The following is a 17,143-nucleotide window of genomic DNA, read 5'->3' on the forward strand; positions in this document are numbered from 1 at the left end:
AATGTACTTTGTGTCAGAAACATACAGGATCGTCGGTGGGACGGCCAGCGAGATCGCGGCGGGCGTCGAGGCCGCCGTGTCCGCGGGCCTGCTGCCTCCCGGGACGCACCTGCCGCCCGTGCGCGAGGTGGCCGCCACGGCCGAGGTCAGCCCGAACACCGCCGCGGCCGCGTACCGGCTGCTGCGGGAGCGCGGGATCGTCGAGACGGCGGGCCGGCGCGGCACGCGGGTCCGGCCGCGCCCGGCCACCACGACCCGCGAGGAGATCCGCATCGAGGTGCCGCCGGGCGTGCGCGACCTGTCGCACGGCAACCCCGACCCGGCCCTGCTGCCGCCGCTGCACGAGGCGCTCGCCGCCGCCGCCAGGGCGCACGAGCAGCGTCCGGCCATGTACGGCACGGGCGACGACGAGGAACTGCTCGCGCTGGCCGCCGCCCGTCTGCGCGCGGACGGCGTGCCCGCCGCGCCGCTGGCGATCACCTCCGGCACTCTCGACGCGGTGGAACGCGTCCTGAACGCCCACCTTCGTCCCGGCGACGCGATCGGCGTCGAGGACCCCGGCTGGACGGCCCTGCTCGACCTGGTCGCCGCCCTGGGGTTGCGGCCGGTCCCGATGCGGCTGGACGACGAGGGCCCGCTGCCGGACGAGCTCGACCGGGCGTTGCGGGCGGGCGTACGAGCGGTGGTGATCACCGCCCGTGCCCAGAACCCCACCGGCGCGGCCGTCACCGCCCGGCGGGCCGCGGACCTGCGTGCCCTGCTCGCCACCCGTCCCGACGTGGTGCTGATCGAAGACGACCACGGCGCGAGCCTGGTGGACCTCCCCCTCCATCCCCTGGCCGGCGTGACCACCCGCTGGTTGCTCACCCGCTCGACGGCCAAGGCGTTCGGCCCCGACCTGCGGCTGGCGCTGGTCACCGGCGATCCCGTCACGCTCGACCGGCTGCGCGGGCGGCAGCGGCTGGCCGCCGGCTGGGTCAGCCATCTGCTGCAGCGCGCGGTCGCCCACCTGTGGCGTGCACAGGCTGTGGACACCGCGGCCGTGGCCGCCGCGTACGCCGGTCGGCGCGACGGCCTGATCGACGCGCTGGCCGCGCGTGGCCTGCGGGCGCACGGCCGCAGCGGGCTCAACGTCTGGGTCCCGGTCGCCGACGAGACCACCGCCGTCACCCGGCTGCTGGCCTTCGGCTGGGCGGCCGCGCCCGGCGCCCGCAACCGCGTCCGCACGCCGCCCGCGCTGCGGCTGACGGTCTCCACGCTGCGGCCCGACGAGCTGCCGCGCCTGGCCGGCGACCTGGCCGCAGCCCTGCGCCCGCCCACGGCCGGCCGGTACGGCTGACGTCCTGGACGGGCCCCGCGATCAGCGGTTCGGCTCCAGGGACATCGCCGGGCACGGCTCGGGGCGGCGGGGGCGGCGCGGGCGGCGTACCGAGTGGGCCAGCACGCCCAGCGCGCCCACGATGAGCACGAGCAGGGCCGCCCTGGTGGCCGCGGGCCAGCCGGCGTCCAGGGAGCCGAAGAACACCGCGCCGGTGATCGTGCCGCCGAGCACGCCGCCGGTCTCCTGGACGGTCCCCAGCACCCCGGCCGCCGCGCCCGCCCGCTCACGGCGTACGGACGCGAGGACCGACGACAGCAGCGGCGACATGACCAGCCCCATCCCCGCGCCCACAACCAGCAGCGCGCCCGCCACCAGGTACGGCGACTCCCCCGCCTGGACGAGCAGCCCGAGCCCGAGCAGCAGCGCCAGCGGACCGGCCGCGTGCGGCACCCGGGCCGCGCGCGGCGAGGCCAGGAAGAAGCCCGCGTTCAGCGCCGTGCACACCGCCCCGGCGGCCAGGGGACCGAGGCCGAGGCCGTCCTGGAGGTGGAGGGCGAGCACGAACGACAGGCCCGCGGAGGTGCCGAACAGCAGCGCGACCGCCGCCAGCCCGGCCGTGAACCCCTTCTCGCCGAACACCGCCAGGTCCAGCAGCGGTTCCTGGCCGCTCGCCGCCAGCCGCCGCTGCCGCCGGACGAAAGCCGCCAGCATGAGCGCCGCGCCGCCCAGGCACGGCCACGTCCAGTGCGGCCAGCCCTCCTCGCGGCCCTGGACCAGCGGCAGCACGACGCCTGCCAGCCCCGCCGCGACCAGCGCCGCCCCCGGCAGGTCCAGCCGCGCACGCGACCCGGCCCCGGCGACCCGGGGGACCAGCCGTCCGGTCAGCGCCAGCGCCGCCAGGCCGATCGGCACGTTGACCAGGAAGCACGCCCGCCAGCCGAGCCCGAGGGGGTCGGCCGCCACCACCAGCCCGCCCACCACTTGGCCGCTCATCCCGGCCAGGCCCACCACCGTGCCGTACCAGCCGAACGCCCTGGCCCGGCCCGCGCCCGGGAACAGCGTCCCGATCAGCGTCAGGACCTGCGGCGCGAGCAGCGCGGCCGCGACGCCCTGCGCCACCCGGGCGAGCACCAGCGCGGCGGCGTCCGGCGCGCCGCCGCAGGCCGCCGAGGCGAGCGTGAACAGGGCCAGCCCGGCGGCGAAGAGCCGGCGCGGCCCGTACAGGTCGCCGAGCCGTCCCGAGACGATCAGGCCCGCCGCGTACGCCAGCCCGTACCCGGCGACCACGAACTGGCTCGCCGCGTCGCCCGCTCCCAGGTCGGCGCGGATCGAGGGCACGGCCACGTTCGCGACAAAGAAGTCGAGCGTGGTCATGAACACCGCGACCAGCACCACGGGCAGGGCCGCCCAGCGAGGACGGAGGGACATCAGGGACTCCAGGGGAGGGAGGAACCGGGCGGTGGAAGAACACCGGCGGACGCCGGACGGTTGACCCCGGCCGCCAGCGCCCAGGTCACGTGCCTCACCCTGGAGCCAGGCGATTACGGTTTCCTGCTGATGAGCTACGGATTGAGCGCCATAATGACGCTCAATGCCGAAATTTCAGGGGTTGGGGGAGTTTGCCGCGGCGATCGCCCCCGTCATCGACGCGGCCCACGTCGACGTGCACGCCGCCGCCCGCAGAGCCGTCCTGGACCTGACCGAGCGCTCCGGCCTGACCAGCGGCCTCCTCAACGACCTGCGCTTCGTGCTCCCCCTGCGCCCGGTGACCACGGCCGCGCTCGCCGCCGTCCACCGGTACGGCGACGTCACCGAAGGCGTCGGCGTCCACCTGCGCGAGGGCGCGCTCGAACGGGACGCCGCCGGGGCGCTGCGGCTCACCTCCGAGGGACGGGCGTTCGTGGACGGCCTGTACGCCGCGCACGCCGAGGCGGCCGGCCGCGTCTGGGCGGGCCACGACGTGGCCGGTCTCGCCGTGGCGGTGGGCGGGGTGCTCGACCGGGCCGTACGCGTGCCGGGCGGCGCCCTGGAGGTGATGGCGCCGCCGTACGAGCCGGACGCCGCCCCCGACGGCCTGCTGCTGTTCAACCGGCTCGCCGCGCTGCGCTACCACCGGGCCGACGCGCACGCCGAGTCCTGGCGCGCGGCCGGGCTGACCGCGGACGGGATCGTCGCGCTGAGGGACGGTCCCGTCCGGGCCGCGATCGAGGCCGAGACGAACCGGCGGGCCGCCGACCCGTACCGGGCCATGACGGACGACGACCGCCAGACCCTGTACGCCGGCCTCCTGAGCCTTGTCTAGAGCGCCGCGAGCAGGCGGCCCACCTGCGTGCGGTCGTTGACCCCCAGCTTCTCGTAGGCCGCCTGCAGATGGTTGGCCGCCGTCCGGGTGGACAACGTCAGCCGGTCGGCGATCTGCCGGTTCGTCAGCCCGGCCGCCGCCAGCTTGACGATCTCCCGCTGGCGCGGCGTGAGCTCCGGCGTGGCCAGCTCGACCAGCGCGGGCGTCGAGACCCCCGGGCACCGCCTGGCCAGCGCCCATGCCCTGGTCTGCGCCCCTCTGGCCAGCGTGCCCCGGCCGTCCCGGCGGTGGGCCGCCGACTCCTGGGCGAGGGCCTCGGCGGCGTACAGGAGCAGGCCGAGCCGTTCGAACTCGGCGGCGACGTCCCGCAGCTCGGCCGGGTCGCCCGCGGCCCGCGCGTGCCGGGCGAACAGCCCGGCCAGCGGCCCGTCCACCCGTTCGGCGAGCGCGGCCAGCCGCCGGGCCGCCAGGGCGGGCGCGCCCAGCCGCACCAGGTCGTGCAGCGCGAACATCAGGTGCCCGAACTGCTCGTGCCGCTCGGCCAGCCCGGCGGCCGTCAGGCACAGGCTCACCGCCTGGTCCAGGTCGCCCGCCGAGGCCGTCACCCAGACCGCGGCCTGCAACACCGGCTGCCGGGTGAACGCCCACCGCGAAGCCGGCCCCTCGGCCTCGGCCAGCGCGGACCGCGCCGCCGCCGTCTCCCCCAGCAGCGCCCGCGCGTGGGCCAGCTCGGCCAGGCAGCGCCCCCGGTACGGCGTCCCGGGCGGCAGCCGGGCCGCGTCCTCCCTGGCCCAGCGGGCCGCGCCGGCCGCGTCGCCGCGCAGCCTGCCGACCATCGCCCGGTACGCCCCGGACCCCGACACCGGCAGCTCGGCCGCGGCCGGCTCCATGCCCTCGGCGGCCGTCCGTTCCGCCGCGTCCAGGCGGCCGGCGAACACCTGGGCGGCGCAGCGCGCGTCCAGCAGGGCCGGGAGCGCGTACGGGGCGTCGTCATCCCAGTCGTCCCGGCCCGCGAGGGCCCGCCCGGCCACGGCGAGCGCGCTCTCCGTACGCCCGGAGTAGGCGGCGGTCCAGGACTCCAGCGCGGCCGCGTGCGCCGCGCCGCGCACGGTCGCCGGCCCGCACGCGCGCGCCCGCGCCAGGGCGTCCGCGGCCCCGGCCAGCCGGCCGGCGAAGAAGTCGGCGACGCCCCGGTAGACGTGCGCCTCCTGCCGCCAGGCCGGATCGGTCAGCGACCCGGCGGCCAGGTCGAGCACCCGGCACGCCTCGGCGTCCGCGCCCGCCCAGGCGAGGTTCATGCCCAGGCTGAAGGCGTGCTGGGCGCGCTCGCCCTCGGTGACGGCGTTCCTGGCCGCCTGCCGCAGCGCCGCCAGCGCCGCGTCCTGGTCGCCCAGCACCATCAGCACCTGGCCGAGCAGCGCGACCGCCGCCACGCCCGCGCCCGCCTCGATCGCGGCCCTGGCCAGCCGGACGGCCAGCCTGGGGTCACGCCTGGCCCAGGCCAGGCCCGCGGCCGACAACAACAGCTCCGGCGCGGCGGCCGACCGGCTGTCCAGCCGCCAGACGGCCGCGCGCAGCTCGTCCTCGCGCCGTCGCAGGCCGCCGGCCTCCAGGGCCTCGGCCAGCGTCCGCAGCCGCCGCCTGGCCCGCAGGGTGCCGCAGTCGCCGCGGACCACCTCGCCGTACAGGGGGTGGCCGAGGCGTACCTGCTCGCGCCTGCCGTCGCCGGCGACCGTGACCAGGCCGCGGGCCTCGACCCGCTCCACCGCGCGCGGCGAGGTCAGCGCGATCAGCAGCTCCGCGCCCACCGGCTCGCCGTACGCCACCAGCTCCAGCACCTCCCGCTCGTCCTGGTCCAGGTGACCGATCCGGGCCTCGACCAGCTCGCGCAGCCGGGTCGTCATCGACAGCTCGCCCCGCCAGCGCCACTCGCCGCCGCTCTCGGCCAGGCAGCCGGACGTGTGCCCGGCATGGACGACCTCGCGCAGGTAGAGCACGTTCCCGCCGGTGACGGCCGCCAGATGCCGGACGGTCCCCTCCGCCACCTCGCCGCCGAGCGCGCCCGCCAGCACCTGGCCGACCTCGTCGCGGCCGAGCGGCGGCAGCTCGACCCTGGTCAGCAGCTCGTCCTTCCACAGCGCGGCCACCGGCGCGGGCAGCGGACCGCCCGTACGCACGGTGACCAGCACCCTGGCCTCCCCACCCGCGGCCAGGTAGTGCACCAGCGCCGCCGACGCCGCGTCCAGCCGGTGGGCGTCGTCCACGCTCACCAGCAGTTCTCCCTCTCCCCTGCGCAGGTGCCGCGCGGCCCAGCGCAGCAGGTTCTCGCCGCCCCGCGGCGGCCCCGTCAACACATGGGCGAACGCCCCGAACGGGATCATCGACGCGGTCTCCGTGCCCAGCACGCGCACGACCTCGTACCCGTCGAGACCGGCCAGCGCCTGCGCGGCCAGCCTGCTCTTGCCGACGCCCGCCTCACCGGCGATCATCGCGCCCGCTCCCGACCGCAGCGCCTCGCGCACGGTCGCGATCGATCCCCCTCGCCCGACGAACGGCCATCCACTCCCCAGTTGCTCGCTCATCGTGCCTCCTCTCACCACAGATGGTGGCGAGCCGAGGTTCGCGCGAGGTTCAGGCGGGATCGCGGTTCAGGCCGCGAGGTTCAGGCGGGATCGCGGTTCAGGCCGGCCGCGTTCAGCAACAGGGTGATCACGGCGTCGGCGCCGCTGAACGGCACCGGCTCGCCCCCCACCTCTTCGAGCAGCCCGCGGAGCTGGCCGCCGGATTGCTCGGGCTCGACCAGCCGTACGATGACCGTCCTCATCCGATCACCATCGCCCCGGACGGTTCAGGTCTGGTTCAGGTGGGGTAGGGCGCGGGCTCGACCTCCAGCTCCCGCATGCGCTCGGCGTAGAGGTGGTAGCGCCTGCGGGCGTCGCCGCGCCGGCCCGCCAGGTCGAGCACGCGCACCAGGCCCAGGTGGGCGCGTTCGTCGTAGCCGTCGCGCTCCAGCAGGCGCAGCCAGTAGCGGGCGGCCTCGTCGTAGCGCCGCTCGCGGGTGCGCGCCGCGGCCAGCCGGGCGGCCGCCTGCACGTAGGCCAGCCGCGCCTGTTCGCGCAGGCCCACCGCCCAGTCGGCGTAGGGGTCCTCCTCGCAGAACTCGCCGCCGTACGCGCTCTCGGCCGCCGTCCACCGCTCCAGCGCCTCGGCGGCGCGGCCGGCCTGCTCCAGCCGTACGGCTCCGGCGGTCAGGTCGAGGAAGCGCTCCACGTCGACGTCGGCGTGTGCCAGGTCCAGGCGCAGCGCGCCCTCCTCGGAGACCACGACGTCGTCGGCGGGCCGTTGGTGGGCCGGGTCGAGCACCGCGCGCAACGTGGAGACCATGACGTTGAGCCGCCGCAGCCCGACCGCGTCGTCGCGCTGCTCGGGCCAGAGGATCTCCACCAGCCGTTCCCTGCTGATCGCGCCGCCCCGGCGGCTGACCAGGATCTTCAGCAGGTCGCGGGCCTTGCGCGACTGCCAGGCCGTACGCGGGACCGGCACCGCGCCGCGCAGCACCCGGAACGTTCCCATGGTCTCGATCACCACTGCCGCCCCCGGCACAGGCGCCGCGCGGGCGATCAGCTCGTCGATCCGGTCGTCCAGCGCCCGGCAGCCGATCGCGTGCATCCGCTCGCGCACCCGTACGGCCACCTCGCCCCCGCTCACCGGATCGGACAGGGCCGCCCGCACCAGCTCGGCCCTGGCCCGCCCGATCGGGTCGCCGAGCGCCGCCCACCCGCGCACCGCCTCGTCGGCCTGCGCGGGATCGCCGTCGAGCCGGGCGCGCAGCTCGTGCAGCACGGCCTGGGCCGCGTGGTCCCTGCGCTCCACGGCGATCGGCTCGGTCTCGCCCACCAGCCGGGCGGCCTCGTCACGACGGCCGGCGGCCAGGGCCACGTGCGCCGCGGCCACCCGCGCGGAGACCCCGGCGATGCCGCCGGCGTACGCCAGCGCCTGCTGGGCCACCTGGGCCGCCTCCTCAGGATCGTCCTCGGCCAGCAGCTCGGCCAGCGCGTTGAGCGCGTTGGAGCGGGTCTGCACCTCGCCCAGCGGCTCGGTCTCGGCGATCACCCGGCGGTAGACGGCGGCCGCCTGCCCGCGGTCGCCGCGCAGCGCGTGGATCTCGGCCAGCCGGACCAGCCCGACGCTGACCAGCCGCGACCCCATCGCCTCCCACCTGGCCACCGCGTCGGCGGCGTCGATCGCCGACTCCTCCAGCCGGCCGAGCCCGACCAGCGCCTTGGCCCGGTTGGCCACGTTGAGCGCGGCGTACGGCGCGAACGACACCAGGTCGCACAGTCTGCTCGCGGCCTCCGTCTCGGCCAGCGCTTCGGCGTAGGCGCCCTCGTCCAGATGGCGGGAGGCCCGGTTGGCCCGGATCCTGATGAGCTGGACGACGTCGCCGGCGCGTTCGGCGTACTCCAGGGCGCGCAGGTAGTAGGCGTCGTTGGCGCGGCGGTCGCCGTCGAGGGCGGCGAGCATGGCCAGCACCGTGTTGGCCATCGCCAGCGCGCCGGGGTCGCCGAGGCCGCCGGCCTGCTCCAGCGCCCGGTCGGCCAGCTCGGCGCAGCCCGCCCGGTCGCCCTTCAGCCACAGCACCGAGGCCATGGAGGCGGCGCACATGGCGGCGTCGGCGGGCGGCGAGCCGTAGGCGTGACCCTTGGCGTACATCGTCATGGCGGCGTCGAGGTCGCCGCGCAGGTGGTCGATGAAGCCGAGCCGCCTGGCCACGAACGCGTCGAAGGCGGGGCCGTCGGCGACGCGGCCCAGCAGGTCGCGGGCGCGGGTCCAGTGGCCGCGGTTCTGCTCGGCGATGCCGGCCAGCCTGAGCATCGGCGGCGACCCTCTGGCCTGCTCGGGCAGCAGGTCGAGGGCCGCGATCACGTCGCCGCGCTCGGCCAGGCGGGGGCCGTGGGAGTTGAGCAGCGACGCGGCGAGGTCGGGGTGGGCGGTCGCGACGGCGGCGCGCAGGGCCAGCTCGGGCTGGTCGTGCTCGACGTACCAGCGGGCGGCGACGGCGGCCACGTCGTGGGCCTCGTGCCGGTCGAGCGGGGCGTGCCTGGCCAGGACGTGCCTGCTGGTCGAGGTCAGCCGGTGGCCGTCCTGGTCGGCCTCGATGAACAGGCCGCGGCTGGTCAGGGCCGCGAGCGTGTCGGGCGGCGCGCCGAGCGTGGCGGCCAGGCCGGACGTCAGCACCGGCAGGACGGTCGCCGCGCGCAGCAGCTCCCGCATGCCCGCCGGCAGGTCCTTGAACGCGGCGAGCGTCAGGTGTTCGAGCGTGGCCGAGTTGGCGGCCAGGCTCGCCGCGGTACGCGGCCAGCTCGCCGGCTCCTCGCGGGCCAGCGCGTCGAGGGCGGCCTGGACGGCGGCCGGCCAGCCCGCGCACGCCTCGTGCAGCCTGGCGGCGATGCCCGCCCCCTGCTCGCCCAGCCGTTCCCTGGCCCAGGCGCCGGTCTCGGACGCGGTGAGCGCGAGGTCGGTGGCGTCGAGGTCGAGCACCTCGTGGTCCTGGCGCAGCCGGGCCGTCGGGAACGGCAGCGGCGCCCGCGAGGCGGTGACCAGGTGCAGGTGCCGGGGCGCGGCGCGGACCAGCGTCTCGACGTAACGCACCGAGCCGGGCGCGCCGATGATCGCGTCGACGCCGTCGAAGACCAGCGCCAGCCCCCTCGTCAGCCGCCGGGCCAGCGCCTCGGCCAGCGCGCCCGCCAGCGCGGCGGCCCTGGACAGCTCGTCGGCGTCGGGCCCGAGCGGCGCCCCGGCCGCGGCCAGCAGGTCGGCGGGCAACCCCGGGACGGCCTCGGCCAGCGCCGACGCCACCGAGCCCGCCAGCGTCGGCAGGTCGCGGTCGGCGGGCCCGAGCAGGTGCAGGACGCCGCCCACGGCGTGGCTCCAACCGGCGAGCGCGATCGACTTCCCGTAGCCTGTAGAGGCCACGAGCGTGGTGAGCCTGTGCGTAAGCGCCCCGTCGAGCCGCCGGTCGAGGGCGGGACGGGGTTGCACCCACCCTCGTTCCACCCCCGCATGCTACGCCCGGGCTCGCGGGGGACTCCAGAGTTCGCAAAGTGCCACCTCCCGGTAACTGGCCGGTTGGCGCACTATGGTCGTACTTCATTTCCAGGAGGCACCGTGGAACAGGATCTGCCTGGCGGTGTGAGGCTGATCGTGGGGGTGGACGAGTCCCCGGCCTCGCGTTGGGCACTCGCCTGGGCCATCGGCGCGGCCAGGCTGCACCGGATGGCTCTGGTGGCCGTTCACGTCAGTCGTGCGCCCGTCCATCCCTTTCCCGAGGCGCTGCCCGTGCAGCACGCGATCCGGCAGGGCGAGGAGTCCCGCTGCGCGGAGGTGATCGCGGGCGTGTTCGAGGACGTCGCCGGAGGCGTGCCCGACGACCTGCGCGTGGCGACGCTCAGCAAGGTCGGCGACCCCGGCTACCACCTCGTCGATCTGGCCCGCGAGGGCGACCTGCTGGTGCTCGGCCGGGGGCGGCGGCGGCTGCTGAGCAGGATCCTGCTGCCCTCCACCAGCATGTACTGCGCCCGGCACGCCAAGACGACCGTCGTCATCGTGCAGCAGCCCTCGCCGCCGGACGATCCGGAGCTGACGGGGGACCGGGCGCGGCGGTTCTGGAGCCGGCGCTACTACTGACCGGGCGTGGCGGTTCTGGAGCCGGCGCTACTACTGACCGGGCGTGGCCGTCCTCAGGTTGTCGGTGAGCAGGCGCAGGCCGGGGCCGATGTCGCGCGGCCCGATCGCGCCGTAACCGAGCACCAGGCCCGGCTGCGCCGGGGTCTCGCCGCAGTAGGCGTCGAGCTGCTCGACGGCCAGGTCCGGCACGGGCCCCAGGGACACGCCCGGGGCCAGGCGGGCGCACACGTGCAGGCCCGCGGCGGACGGGATCAGGCGCAGCCGCTCGTCCCCGGCCAGCGCCGCGGTGACCAGCTCGTGCCGGGCGGCGTACTCGCGGGTCGCCTTCCTGATGTGCCTGGCGAGCAGGCCCTCGTCGATGAAGCGGGCCAGGGCGGCCTGCGTGGGCATGTCGCCGTGCCAGTCGGACAGCTGCCGCGCGGCGCACAGGGCCGGGCCGAGCGAGGCGGGGGCGACGAGGAAGCCGAGCCTGAGCATGGGCAGCAGGGTCTTCGAGAACGAGCCCACGTAGATCACCCGGCCCGACCGGTCGAGGCTCTGCAGGGGTTCGAGCGGGCGTTCGCCGAAGCGGAACTCGCTGTCGTAGTCGTCCTCGATCACCACGGCGGCGCGGCGTTCGGCCCAGGCGAGCAGGGCGGCGCGGCGGGCCAGCGACATGGGCGTGCCCAGCGGGAACTGGTGCGAGGGCGTGACGTAGACCAGGCTCGCCGAGCGGGGGATGGCCGCCACGTCCAGGCCCTCGGCGTCCACGGGCACGCCGGTCACGCGGGCGCCGAGCGAGCTGAACAGCCGGCGGGCGGGCGGGTAGCCGGGCTCCTCGACGGCGACGGTCGTGCCGGGCTCGATGAGGACGCGTCCGATGAGGTCGAGGGCCTGCTGCGCGCCGTTGGTGATCAGGACGTCGTCGGGCCCCGCGTGCACCGACCGACTGATCCCGATATGACGCGAAATAGCCTCACGTAGAGGCTTATAGCCGGACGAAGGCTCGTACGTCGCCAGCCCCACCCGCAGTTCCCTGGCCACCAGCCTGCGCCAGGTCTCCATCGGGAACAGCCGCGCGTCCGGCACGCCGACGCGGAAGTCGTACCGGGCGGGCGGCACCTCGACGGTCTCCCCGAGCTCCCGCCAGAACGCCCGCGGCCTGACCACCCCCTTGGGCGCGGCCCGGCCGCGCACCGGCTCGGCCGACACGAACGTGCCCGCCCCCGCCCGGCCGACCAGGAAGCCGTCGGCCACCAGCCGGTCGTAGGCCACCGCCACCGTGTTCCTGGAGATCTCCAGCCGGCCGGCCAGCTCCCTGGTCGGCGGCAGCCGCTCGCCCGAGCGCAGGCGGCCGTCGAGTATGGCGTCGAGCAGCTGCCGGTAGACCTGTGCGGCCAGGTCACCGCGTCCTTGGAGGCTGATGTGAACGTCCAACTTGGCCCAATCAACTTGGCGGAAATTGGAGCTTATGTAGGGACAAGAGTACGGCCAAGATGGGCATATGACCGAACGCATGGAACTCGGGAAGTTCGCCGGCGAAGCGTACAAGGCGATGGCCGGCCTGGACCGGTTCGTGGCCCAGAGCACCCTCCCCAAGCCCCTCCTCGAACTCGTACGGCTGCGCGCCAGCCAGATCAACGGCTGCGTCTACTGCGTGGACATGCACAGCTCCGACGCCAAGCAGGCGGGGGAGAGCGACGCCAGGCTGCACGCCGTGGCCGTCTGGCGCGAGGCCCCCTTCTTCACCCCGCAGGAACGCGCCGCCCTGGCCTTCACCGAGGCCGCCACCCGCCTGTCCACCGACGACGTCACCGACGAGGTCTGGGCGCAGGCCGCCGCGCACTTCGACGAGCAGCAGATGGCCGCGCTGACCGTGGCCGTGGCCACCATCAACGCCTGGAACAGGATGGGCGTCGCCACCCGGATGACCCCGGAGTCATACAAGTCATGAGAGCCCAGCGCGTGCTCGCCGCCGCGCAGCTCGCCAACTCCATCGGCGACGGCGCGTACCTGGTCACCTCGGCGCTCTACTTCGCCGACGTCGTGGGACTGTCGGCCACCGAGATCGGCCTCGGCCTCACGCTGGGCTGGGCGGTCGGCTCGGTGGCGGGGGTGCCGCTCGGGCACCTGGCCGACCGGCGGGGGCCGCGCGGCGTGGCGGTGCTGCTCGCGCTCACGACCGCGGTGGCGGCCGGCTCGTTCGTGTTCGTCCGCTCGTTCGCGCTGTTCCTGCTGGTCGCCTGCCTCTACGGGACCGCGCAGACCGGCCTGTCGGCGGCCCGGCAGGCTCTGCTGGCCGGGCTGGTCGAGCCGGACCGCCGCACGGTCGTGCGGGCGGTGCTGCAGTCCACGCTCAACGGCGGCATGGCCGTGGGGGCCGCGCTGGGCGGCGTCGCGCTGGCCGTCGGCACCCGGGCCGGATACGTCGCGGTGTTCACGCTCGACGCCCTGAGCTTCCTGGTGGCCGCGCTGGTCCTGCTCAGGTTGCCCGCCGTGCGGCCCGCGCCGGCCGCGCCGGGGCCGCGGCTGGCCGTGCTCAGGGACCGGCCGTACGCGCTGGTCACGGTGATCAACGCGGTGATGCTGTTCTACATGCCGCTGCTCAGCCTCGTGGTGCCGCTGTGGATCGCGCACCGCACGTCCGGGCCCGCCTGGATGGTCTCGGTGCTGCTCGTGCTCAACACCGGCAGCGTGCTGCTCTTCCAGGTACGCGTGGCCCGCCGGGTGCGCGACCTGCGGGACGCGTCCACGGCCGTCCGCCGGGCGGGCGTCGTGCTGTTCGCCGCGTGCGCGGTGTTCGCCCTCAGCCCGCACGGCTGGGTCTTCCTGATCGCGGCGGGCTGTCTGCAGGTCGCGGGGGAGATGCTGCTGGCCGCGGGGGCCTGGGAGATCGGCTTCGGCCTGGCCCCCGACGACAGGCAGGGCCAGTACCAGGGCTTCTTCGGCACCGGCACGGCGGTGGCGAGGATGCTCGGCCCGGCCGTGCTCACCACGCTCGTGCTCGACGGCGGGACCGTGGGCTGGTTGCTGCTGGGGCTGGCGTTCATGACGGCCGGCGCCGCGATGGCACCGGCCGTCAGATGGGCTCAGCGATCACTCGACCCGGCGGTCACCTGAAGCGGCGCAGCCGGAGGCTGTTGCTGACCACGAACACGCTGGAGAAGGCCATCGCGGCCCCCGCGATCATCGGGTTGAGCAGGCCGAGCGCGGCCAGCGGCAGGGCGGCCACGTTGTAGGCGAAGGCCCAGAACAGGTTGCCCTTGATCGTGCCGAGCGTCCGGCGGGAGAGCCTGATCGCGTCGGCGGCCACCAGCAGGTCGCCTCTGACCAGGGTGAGGTCCGACGCCTCGATGGCGGCGTCCGTGCCGGTGCCCATGGCCAGGCCCAGGTCGGCCTGGGCGAGCGCGGCCGCGTCGTTGACGCCGTCGCCGGCCATCGCCACGACCTTGCCCTCCGACTGCAGCCGCTTGACCACGTCCACCTTGTCGGCGGGCAGCACCTCGGCGATCACCTCGTCGATGCCGACCTCGTCCGCGACCTGCCGGGCGACGGCCTCGTTGTCGCCGGTCAGCAGCACCGGGGTGAGGCCCAGCGCGCGCAGCCTGGCGATGGCCTCCGCACTGGTCTCCTTGACCACGTCCGACACCACGAGCAGCGCCCTGGCCTTGCCGTCCCAGCCGGCCGCGACCACCGTGCGGCCCTTGGCCTGCTCCTCCTCAAGGGTGGCCGCCAGGTCGGCGGGCAGGTGCTGCGACCACTCGGCCAGCAGCCTCGGCCGGCCGACCAGGACCGCGTGCCCGTCCACGATGCCCTGCACGCCGAGCCCCTCGACGTTGGCGAAGTCCTCCACGGTCGCGTCGGACTTCGCCTCCCTGGCGACGGCCTGGGCGATCGGGTGCTCGGAGGCGTGCTCGACGGCGCCGGCCAGCCGCAGCACCTCCTCGCGGCTCTCGCCCTCGGCCAGGTGCACGTCGACCAGCGTCATCCTGCCCTCGGTGACCGTGCCGGTCTTGTCCAGGACGATGGTGTCGATGCGGCGGGTGGACTCCAGCACCTCCGGCCCCTTGATCAGGATGCCGAGCTGCGCGCCCCGGCCGGTGCCGACCAGCAACGCCGTGGGCGTGGCCAGGCCGAGCGCGCACGGGCAGGCGATGATCAGCACGGCCACCGCCGCGGTGAACGCGGCCCCCGCGCCGTTGCCGGTGCCGAGCCAGAAGCCCAGCGTGCCCACCGCCAGCGCGATCACGATCGGGACGAAGATGCCCGACACGCGGTCGGCCAGCCGCTGCACTTCGGCCTTGCCCGTCTGGGCGTCCTCCACCAGCTTGGCCATCTGGGCGAGCTGCGTGTCCGCGCCGACCCGGGTGGCCCGCACCACCAGCCGGCCGCCCGTGTTCACCGTCGCGCCGGTGACGGCGTCGCCGGGACGCACCTCGACGGGCACGGACTCACCGGTCAGCATCGAGGCGTCGACCGCGGAGGCGCCCTCCTCGATCACGCCGTCGGTCGCGATCTTCTCGCCCGGCCGCACGACGAACGTGTCACCCGCCTTGAGCTGCTCGACCGGCACCCGCCGTCCGTCGGCCAGCTCGACGTCCTTGGCGCCCAGCTCCATCAGGGCCCGCAGCGCGGCCCCCGCCCGCCGCTTGGAACGCGACTCGAAGTAGCGTCCGGCCAGGATGAACGCGGTCACCCCCGCCGCGGCCTCCAGGTAGATGTTGCCCGAGCCGTCGGTGCGCTCGATGGTCAGCTCGAACGGGTGAGTCATGCCCGGGGTGCCCGCCGTGCCGAAGAACAGGGCCCACAGCGACCAGCCGAGCGCGGCCAGCGTGCCGATGGAGATCAGCGTGTCCATGGTGGCGGCGCCGTGGCGCAGGTTCGTCCAGGCGGCCTTGTGGAAGGGCCAGCCGGCGTAGACCACGACCGGCGCGGCCAGCACCAGCGACAACCACTGCCAGTTCGTGAACTGCAGCGCCGGGACCATCGCCATGGCGATCACCGGCACGCTCAGCGTGACGGCGGCGATCAGCCGGTCGCGCAGCGGACGCAGCTCGTCGGCGGGTTCGGCCTGCTCCTCCTGCTCCTTACGCTCCTTGGTGACCGGGAGCGCGGCGGTGTATCCGGCCTTCTCCACCTCGCTGATCAGCGTCTGGGGGTCGAGCCCGTCGGGAAAGGTGACCTTCGCCTTCTCCGTCGCGTAGTTGACCGTCGCGGTCACGCCCTCAAGCTTGTTCAGCTTGCGCTCGATGCGGTTGGCGCAGGACGCGCACGTCATTCCGCCGATCGCGAGCTCGACGGCCTTTTCCTCGGTGAGGGAAGACATCACCTCTCCTTTCTCAGCGTCTCAGTGCTTCTCAGTGGCCTTTGGGGGACGGCGGTTCCGCGTCGCCCTGCGTGGCGCGCACGGTGAAGTCCGCGGTGCGGACCTCGTCCCCGTGCTTGAAGTCGAGGAACAGCCGGTAGTCGCCGATGCTCGGCACCTCGGCGTAGAAGGTGATCTGCGGACCGGCCTTCTCGCTCTGCTCGGGGTGCACGTGCAGGTAGGCCAGGTCACCGGCGCGGAGGGCGACCAGGTGGCCGTACGCGCCCAGGTAGGGCTGCAGGTCGGTGACCGGCTTGCCGTCTTTGCTCACCGAGAGGGTGAGCTTGCTCGCCCGCCCGGGGACCAGGTCTCCGTCGAGGCTCACAGTATAGTCGCCGACCTTCGAGGAGCGGCTCGCCTCGGGCAGCGGCTTCGGCCGGTAGTCGCCGGCGGCCTGCAGGTCGGCGCCGAGCGTCAGCTTCTCGCCGCCGGTCGGGACGAAGTCGGCGAAGGCCCGGTACGCGCCCGCCTCCGGCAGCGTCAGCCCTACCGACCAGATGCCGTCGGGGGTCATCTCCGGATGAAGGTGGAGGAAGGTGGTCAGGTCGCGGGAGACGACGATGAAGTGCAGCTTCTTGTCGTGTTCCATCTGGTAGGCGGTTACCGGGCGGCCGTCCGGGCCGGTTACCGCGAAGCGGAAGTCGGTGGCCTTGCCGGTCTCGATCGGGGTCAGGGGGTTGAGGGTGTATCCGTCCTGCGACACCTGCAGCCCTCCGGGAGTGTCGCTGGACGCCTGCTCCTGGCTCTTGTCGTCTTCGCTCTTCTCGCCTTCGTGGCCCTTTTGGTTCTCTTGAGCCTCCTGGCCCTCCTGGCCCTCCTGGCCCTCCTGGCCCTCCTGGCCTTTCGCCATGGCGGTGTGGCTCTGTGTCGGCGGGTCCTGGGCCACCGGGCCGACCGCCCGGCCCACGCCCAGGGCCCCGCCGAAGACGACGGCGAGCCCCAGGGCGTAGGAGCCGAGCTTGGCGGCGGTGTTCATGACTGCCCGACCAGCTCGTATCCGGCTTCCTCGACCGCGGAGGCGATCTGGGACTCCTCGACCTGGCTCTCGCTGGTCACGGTGAGCCGCCCGCTGGCCAGGTCGACCTCGACGCCGGTGACGCCGGCCACGCCGCCGACCTCCTCCTTCACCGAGCTCACGCAGTGGCCGCAGGTCATGCCCTTGACGGTGTAGGTGGCGGTGCTCATTACGGTCTCCTTCAACGCAGTTCCGGTTCCTGCCGAATACTCTAACACGGTACCCCCCTAGGGTATTCCGGAGGGTATGAGATTCAGCTCACGCTTTCGCGTACGGACCGCCTGCGCGCTCATCGTCCCGCACCCCTGACGGCCACCACCGCGGTGCCCGGACAGGCGGCCCGGAAACCGCGGGAGTCGTTTCCGAAGAGCACCACGAGCAGAGGAATCGCGGCGGGGGCGATGAGCGCGCCGCCGACACCCTGCCCTGCGCGCCCGGCGAGCCCGCTCAGGCCGTCCCGCCCTGGCCGTCCTG

General features: G+C 74.9%; 13 protein-coding genes. 5 read left to right on the top strand and 8 right to left on the bottom strand.

The genetic code is table 11. The features are described from left to right. Position 1: 1 nt before the first annotated feature. Positions 2 to 1,339, top strand: a complete 1,338-nt coding sequence (locus tag ACIBQ6_RS16015) for an aminotransferase class I/II-fold pyridoxal phosphate-dependent enzyme (RefSeq protein WP_397212591.1) — start codon at positions 2 to 4, stop codon at positions 1,337 to 1,339. Between the two features lie 21 nt (positions 1,340 to 1,360). Here ACIBQ6_RS16015 and ACIBQ6_RS16020 read toward each other — a convergent pair whose 3' ends face one another. Then, positions 1,361 to 2,749, bottom strand: coding sequence for an MFS transporter (locus tag ACIBQ6_RS16020; protein WP_397212593.1), 1,389 nt, complete (start codon positions 2,747 to 2,749; stop codon positions 1,361 to 1,363). Positions 2,750 to 2,930: 181 nt separating this feature from the next. On the opposite strand from ACIBQ6_RS16020, the gene ACIBQ6_RS16025 reads away from it, so the two are divergent. After that, positions 2,931 to 3,623 carry a hypothetical protein gene (locus tag ACIBQ6_RS16025; protein WP_397212595.1) on the top strand — a complete coding sequence of 231 codons (693 nt, stop codon included), beginning with the start codon at positions 2,931 to 2,933 and terminating at the stop codon, positions 3,621 to 3,623. Here ACIBQ6_RS16025 and ACIBQ6_RS16030 read toward each other — a convergent pair. From ACIBQ6_RS16030 to ACIBQ6_RS16040, 3 genes are all read right to left on the bottom strand, one after another. After that, the gene (locus tag ACIBQ6_RS16030) at positions 3,620 to 6,205 is read right to left on the bottom strand and encodes a LuxR C-terminal-related transcriptional regulator (protein WP_397212597.1); all 2,586 of its coding nucleotides are present in this window, start codon (positions 6,203 to 6,205) and stop codon (positions 3,620 to 3,622) included. The genes ACIBQ6_RS16025 and ACIBQ6_RS16030 overlap by 4 nt on opposite strands. A gap of 80 nt (positions 6,206 to 6,285) precedes the next feature. Next, the gene (locus ACIBQ6_RS16035) at positions 6,286 to 6,447 is read right to left on the bottom strand and encodes a hypothetical protein (protein WP_185844989.1); all 162 of its coding nucleotides are present in this window, start codon (positions 6,445 to 6,447) and stop codon (positions 6,286 to 6,288) included. Positions 6,448 to 6,482: 35 nt separating this feature from the next. Then, the gene (locus ACIBQ6_RS16040) at positions 6,483 to 9,680 is read right to left on the bottom strand and encodes a BTAD domain-containing putative transcriptional regulator (protein WP_397212599.1); all 3,198 of its coding nucleotides are present in this window, start codon (positions 9,678 to 9,680) and stop codon (positions 6,483 to 6,485) included. 111 nt (positions 9,681 to 9,791) lie between these two features. On the opposite strand from ACIBQ6_RS16040, the gene ACIBQ6_RS16045 reads away from it, so the two are divergent. Beyond that, a complete protein-coding gene (locus ACIBQ6_RS16045) occupies positions 9,792 to 10,310 on the top strand; it encodes a universal stress protein (protein ID WP_397212601.1) in 519 nt (172 codons plus the stop codon). Between the two features lie 30 nt (positions 10,311 to 10,340). Here ACIBQ6_RS16045 and ACIBQ6_RS16050 read toward each other — a convergent pair whose 3' ends face one another. Then, positions 10,341 to 11,726 carry a PLP-dependent aminotransferase family protein gene (locus tag ACIBQ6_RS16050; protein WP_397212603.1) on the bottom strand — a complete coding sequence of 462 codons (1,386 nt, stop codon included), beginning with the start codon at positions 11,724 to 11,726 and terminating at the stop codon, positions 10,341 to 10,343. 67 nt (positions 11,727 to 11,793) lie between these two features. On the opposite strand from ACIBQ6_RS16050, the gene ACIBQ6_RS16055 reads away from it, so the two are divergent. After that, positions 11,794 to 12,243: a carboxymuconolactone decarboxylase family protein gene (locus ACIBQ6_RS16055; protein ID WP_352328679.1), complete on the top strand. Its 450-nt coding sequence runs from the start codon at positions 11,794 to 11,796 to the stop codon at positions 12,241 to 12,243. Then, entirely contained in the window at positions 12,240 to 13,409 is a 1,170-nt protein-coding gene (locus ACIBQ6_RS16060) for an MFS transporter (protein WP_397212605.1), read from the top strand. The genes ACIBQ6_RS16055 and ACIBQ6_RS16060 overlap by 4 nt, the downstream gene beginning before the upstream one ends. Here the strand turns inward: ACIBQ6_RS16060 and ACIBQ6_RS16065 are convergent. Genes ACIBQ6_RS16065 through ACIBQ6_RS16075 form a run of 3 tightly spaced genes read right to left on the bottom strand, consistent with a single transcriptional unit; the run spans position 13,402 to position 16,839 of the window. Further along, on the bottom strand, positions 13,402 to 15,615 hold the full coding sequence (locus ACIBQ6_RS16065) for a heavy metal translocating P-type ATPase (RefSeq protein ID WP_397212607.1): 2,214 nt from the start codon (positions 15,613 to 15,615) through the stop codon (positions 13,402 to 13,404). The genes ACIBQ6_RS16060 and ACIBQ6_RS16065 overlap by 8 nt on opposite strands. 31 nt (positions 15,616 to 15,646) lie before the next feature. Beyond that, positions 15,647 to 16,630: a hypothetical protein gene (locus ACIBQ6_RS16070; RefSeq protein WP_397212609.1), complete on the bottom strand. Its 984-nt coding sequence runs from the start codon at positions 16,628 to 16,630 to the stop codon at positions 15,647 to 15,649. Further along, entirely contained in the window at positions 16,627 to 16,839 is a 213-nt protein-coding gene (locus tag ACIBQ6_RS16075) for a heavy-metal-associated domain-containing protein (protein WP_352323852.1), read from the bottom strand. The genes ACIBQ6_RS16070 and ACIBQ6_RS16075 overlap by 4 nt, the downstream gene beginning before the upstream one ends. Positions 16,840 to 17,143: the final 304 nt, after the last annotated feature.

The sequence above is a fragment of the Nonomuraea sp. NPDC049655 genome (assembly GCF_044465465.1).
GTDB lineage: Bacteria > Actinomycetota > Actinomycetes > Streptosporangiales > Streptosporangiaceae > Nonomuraea.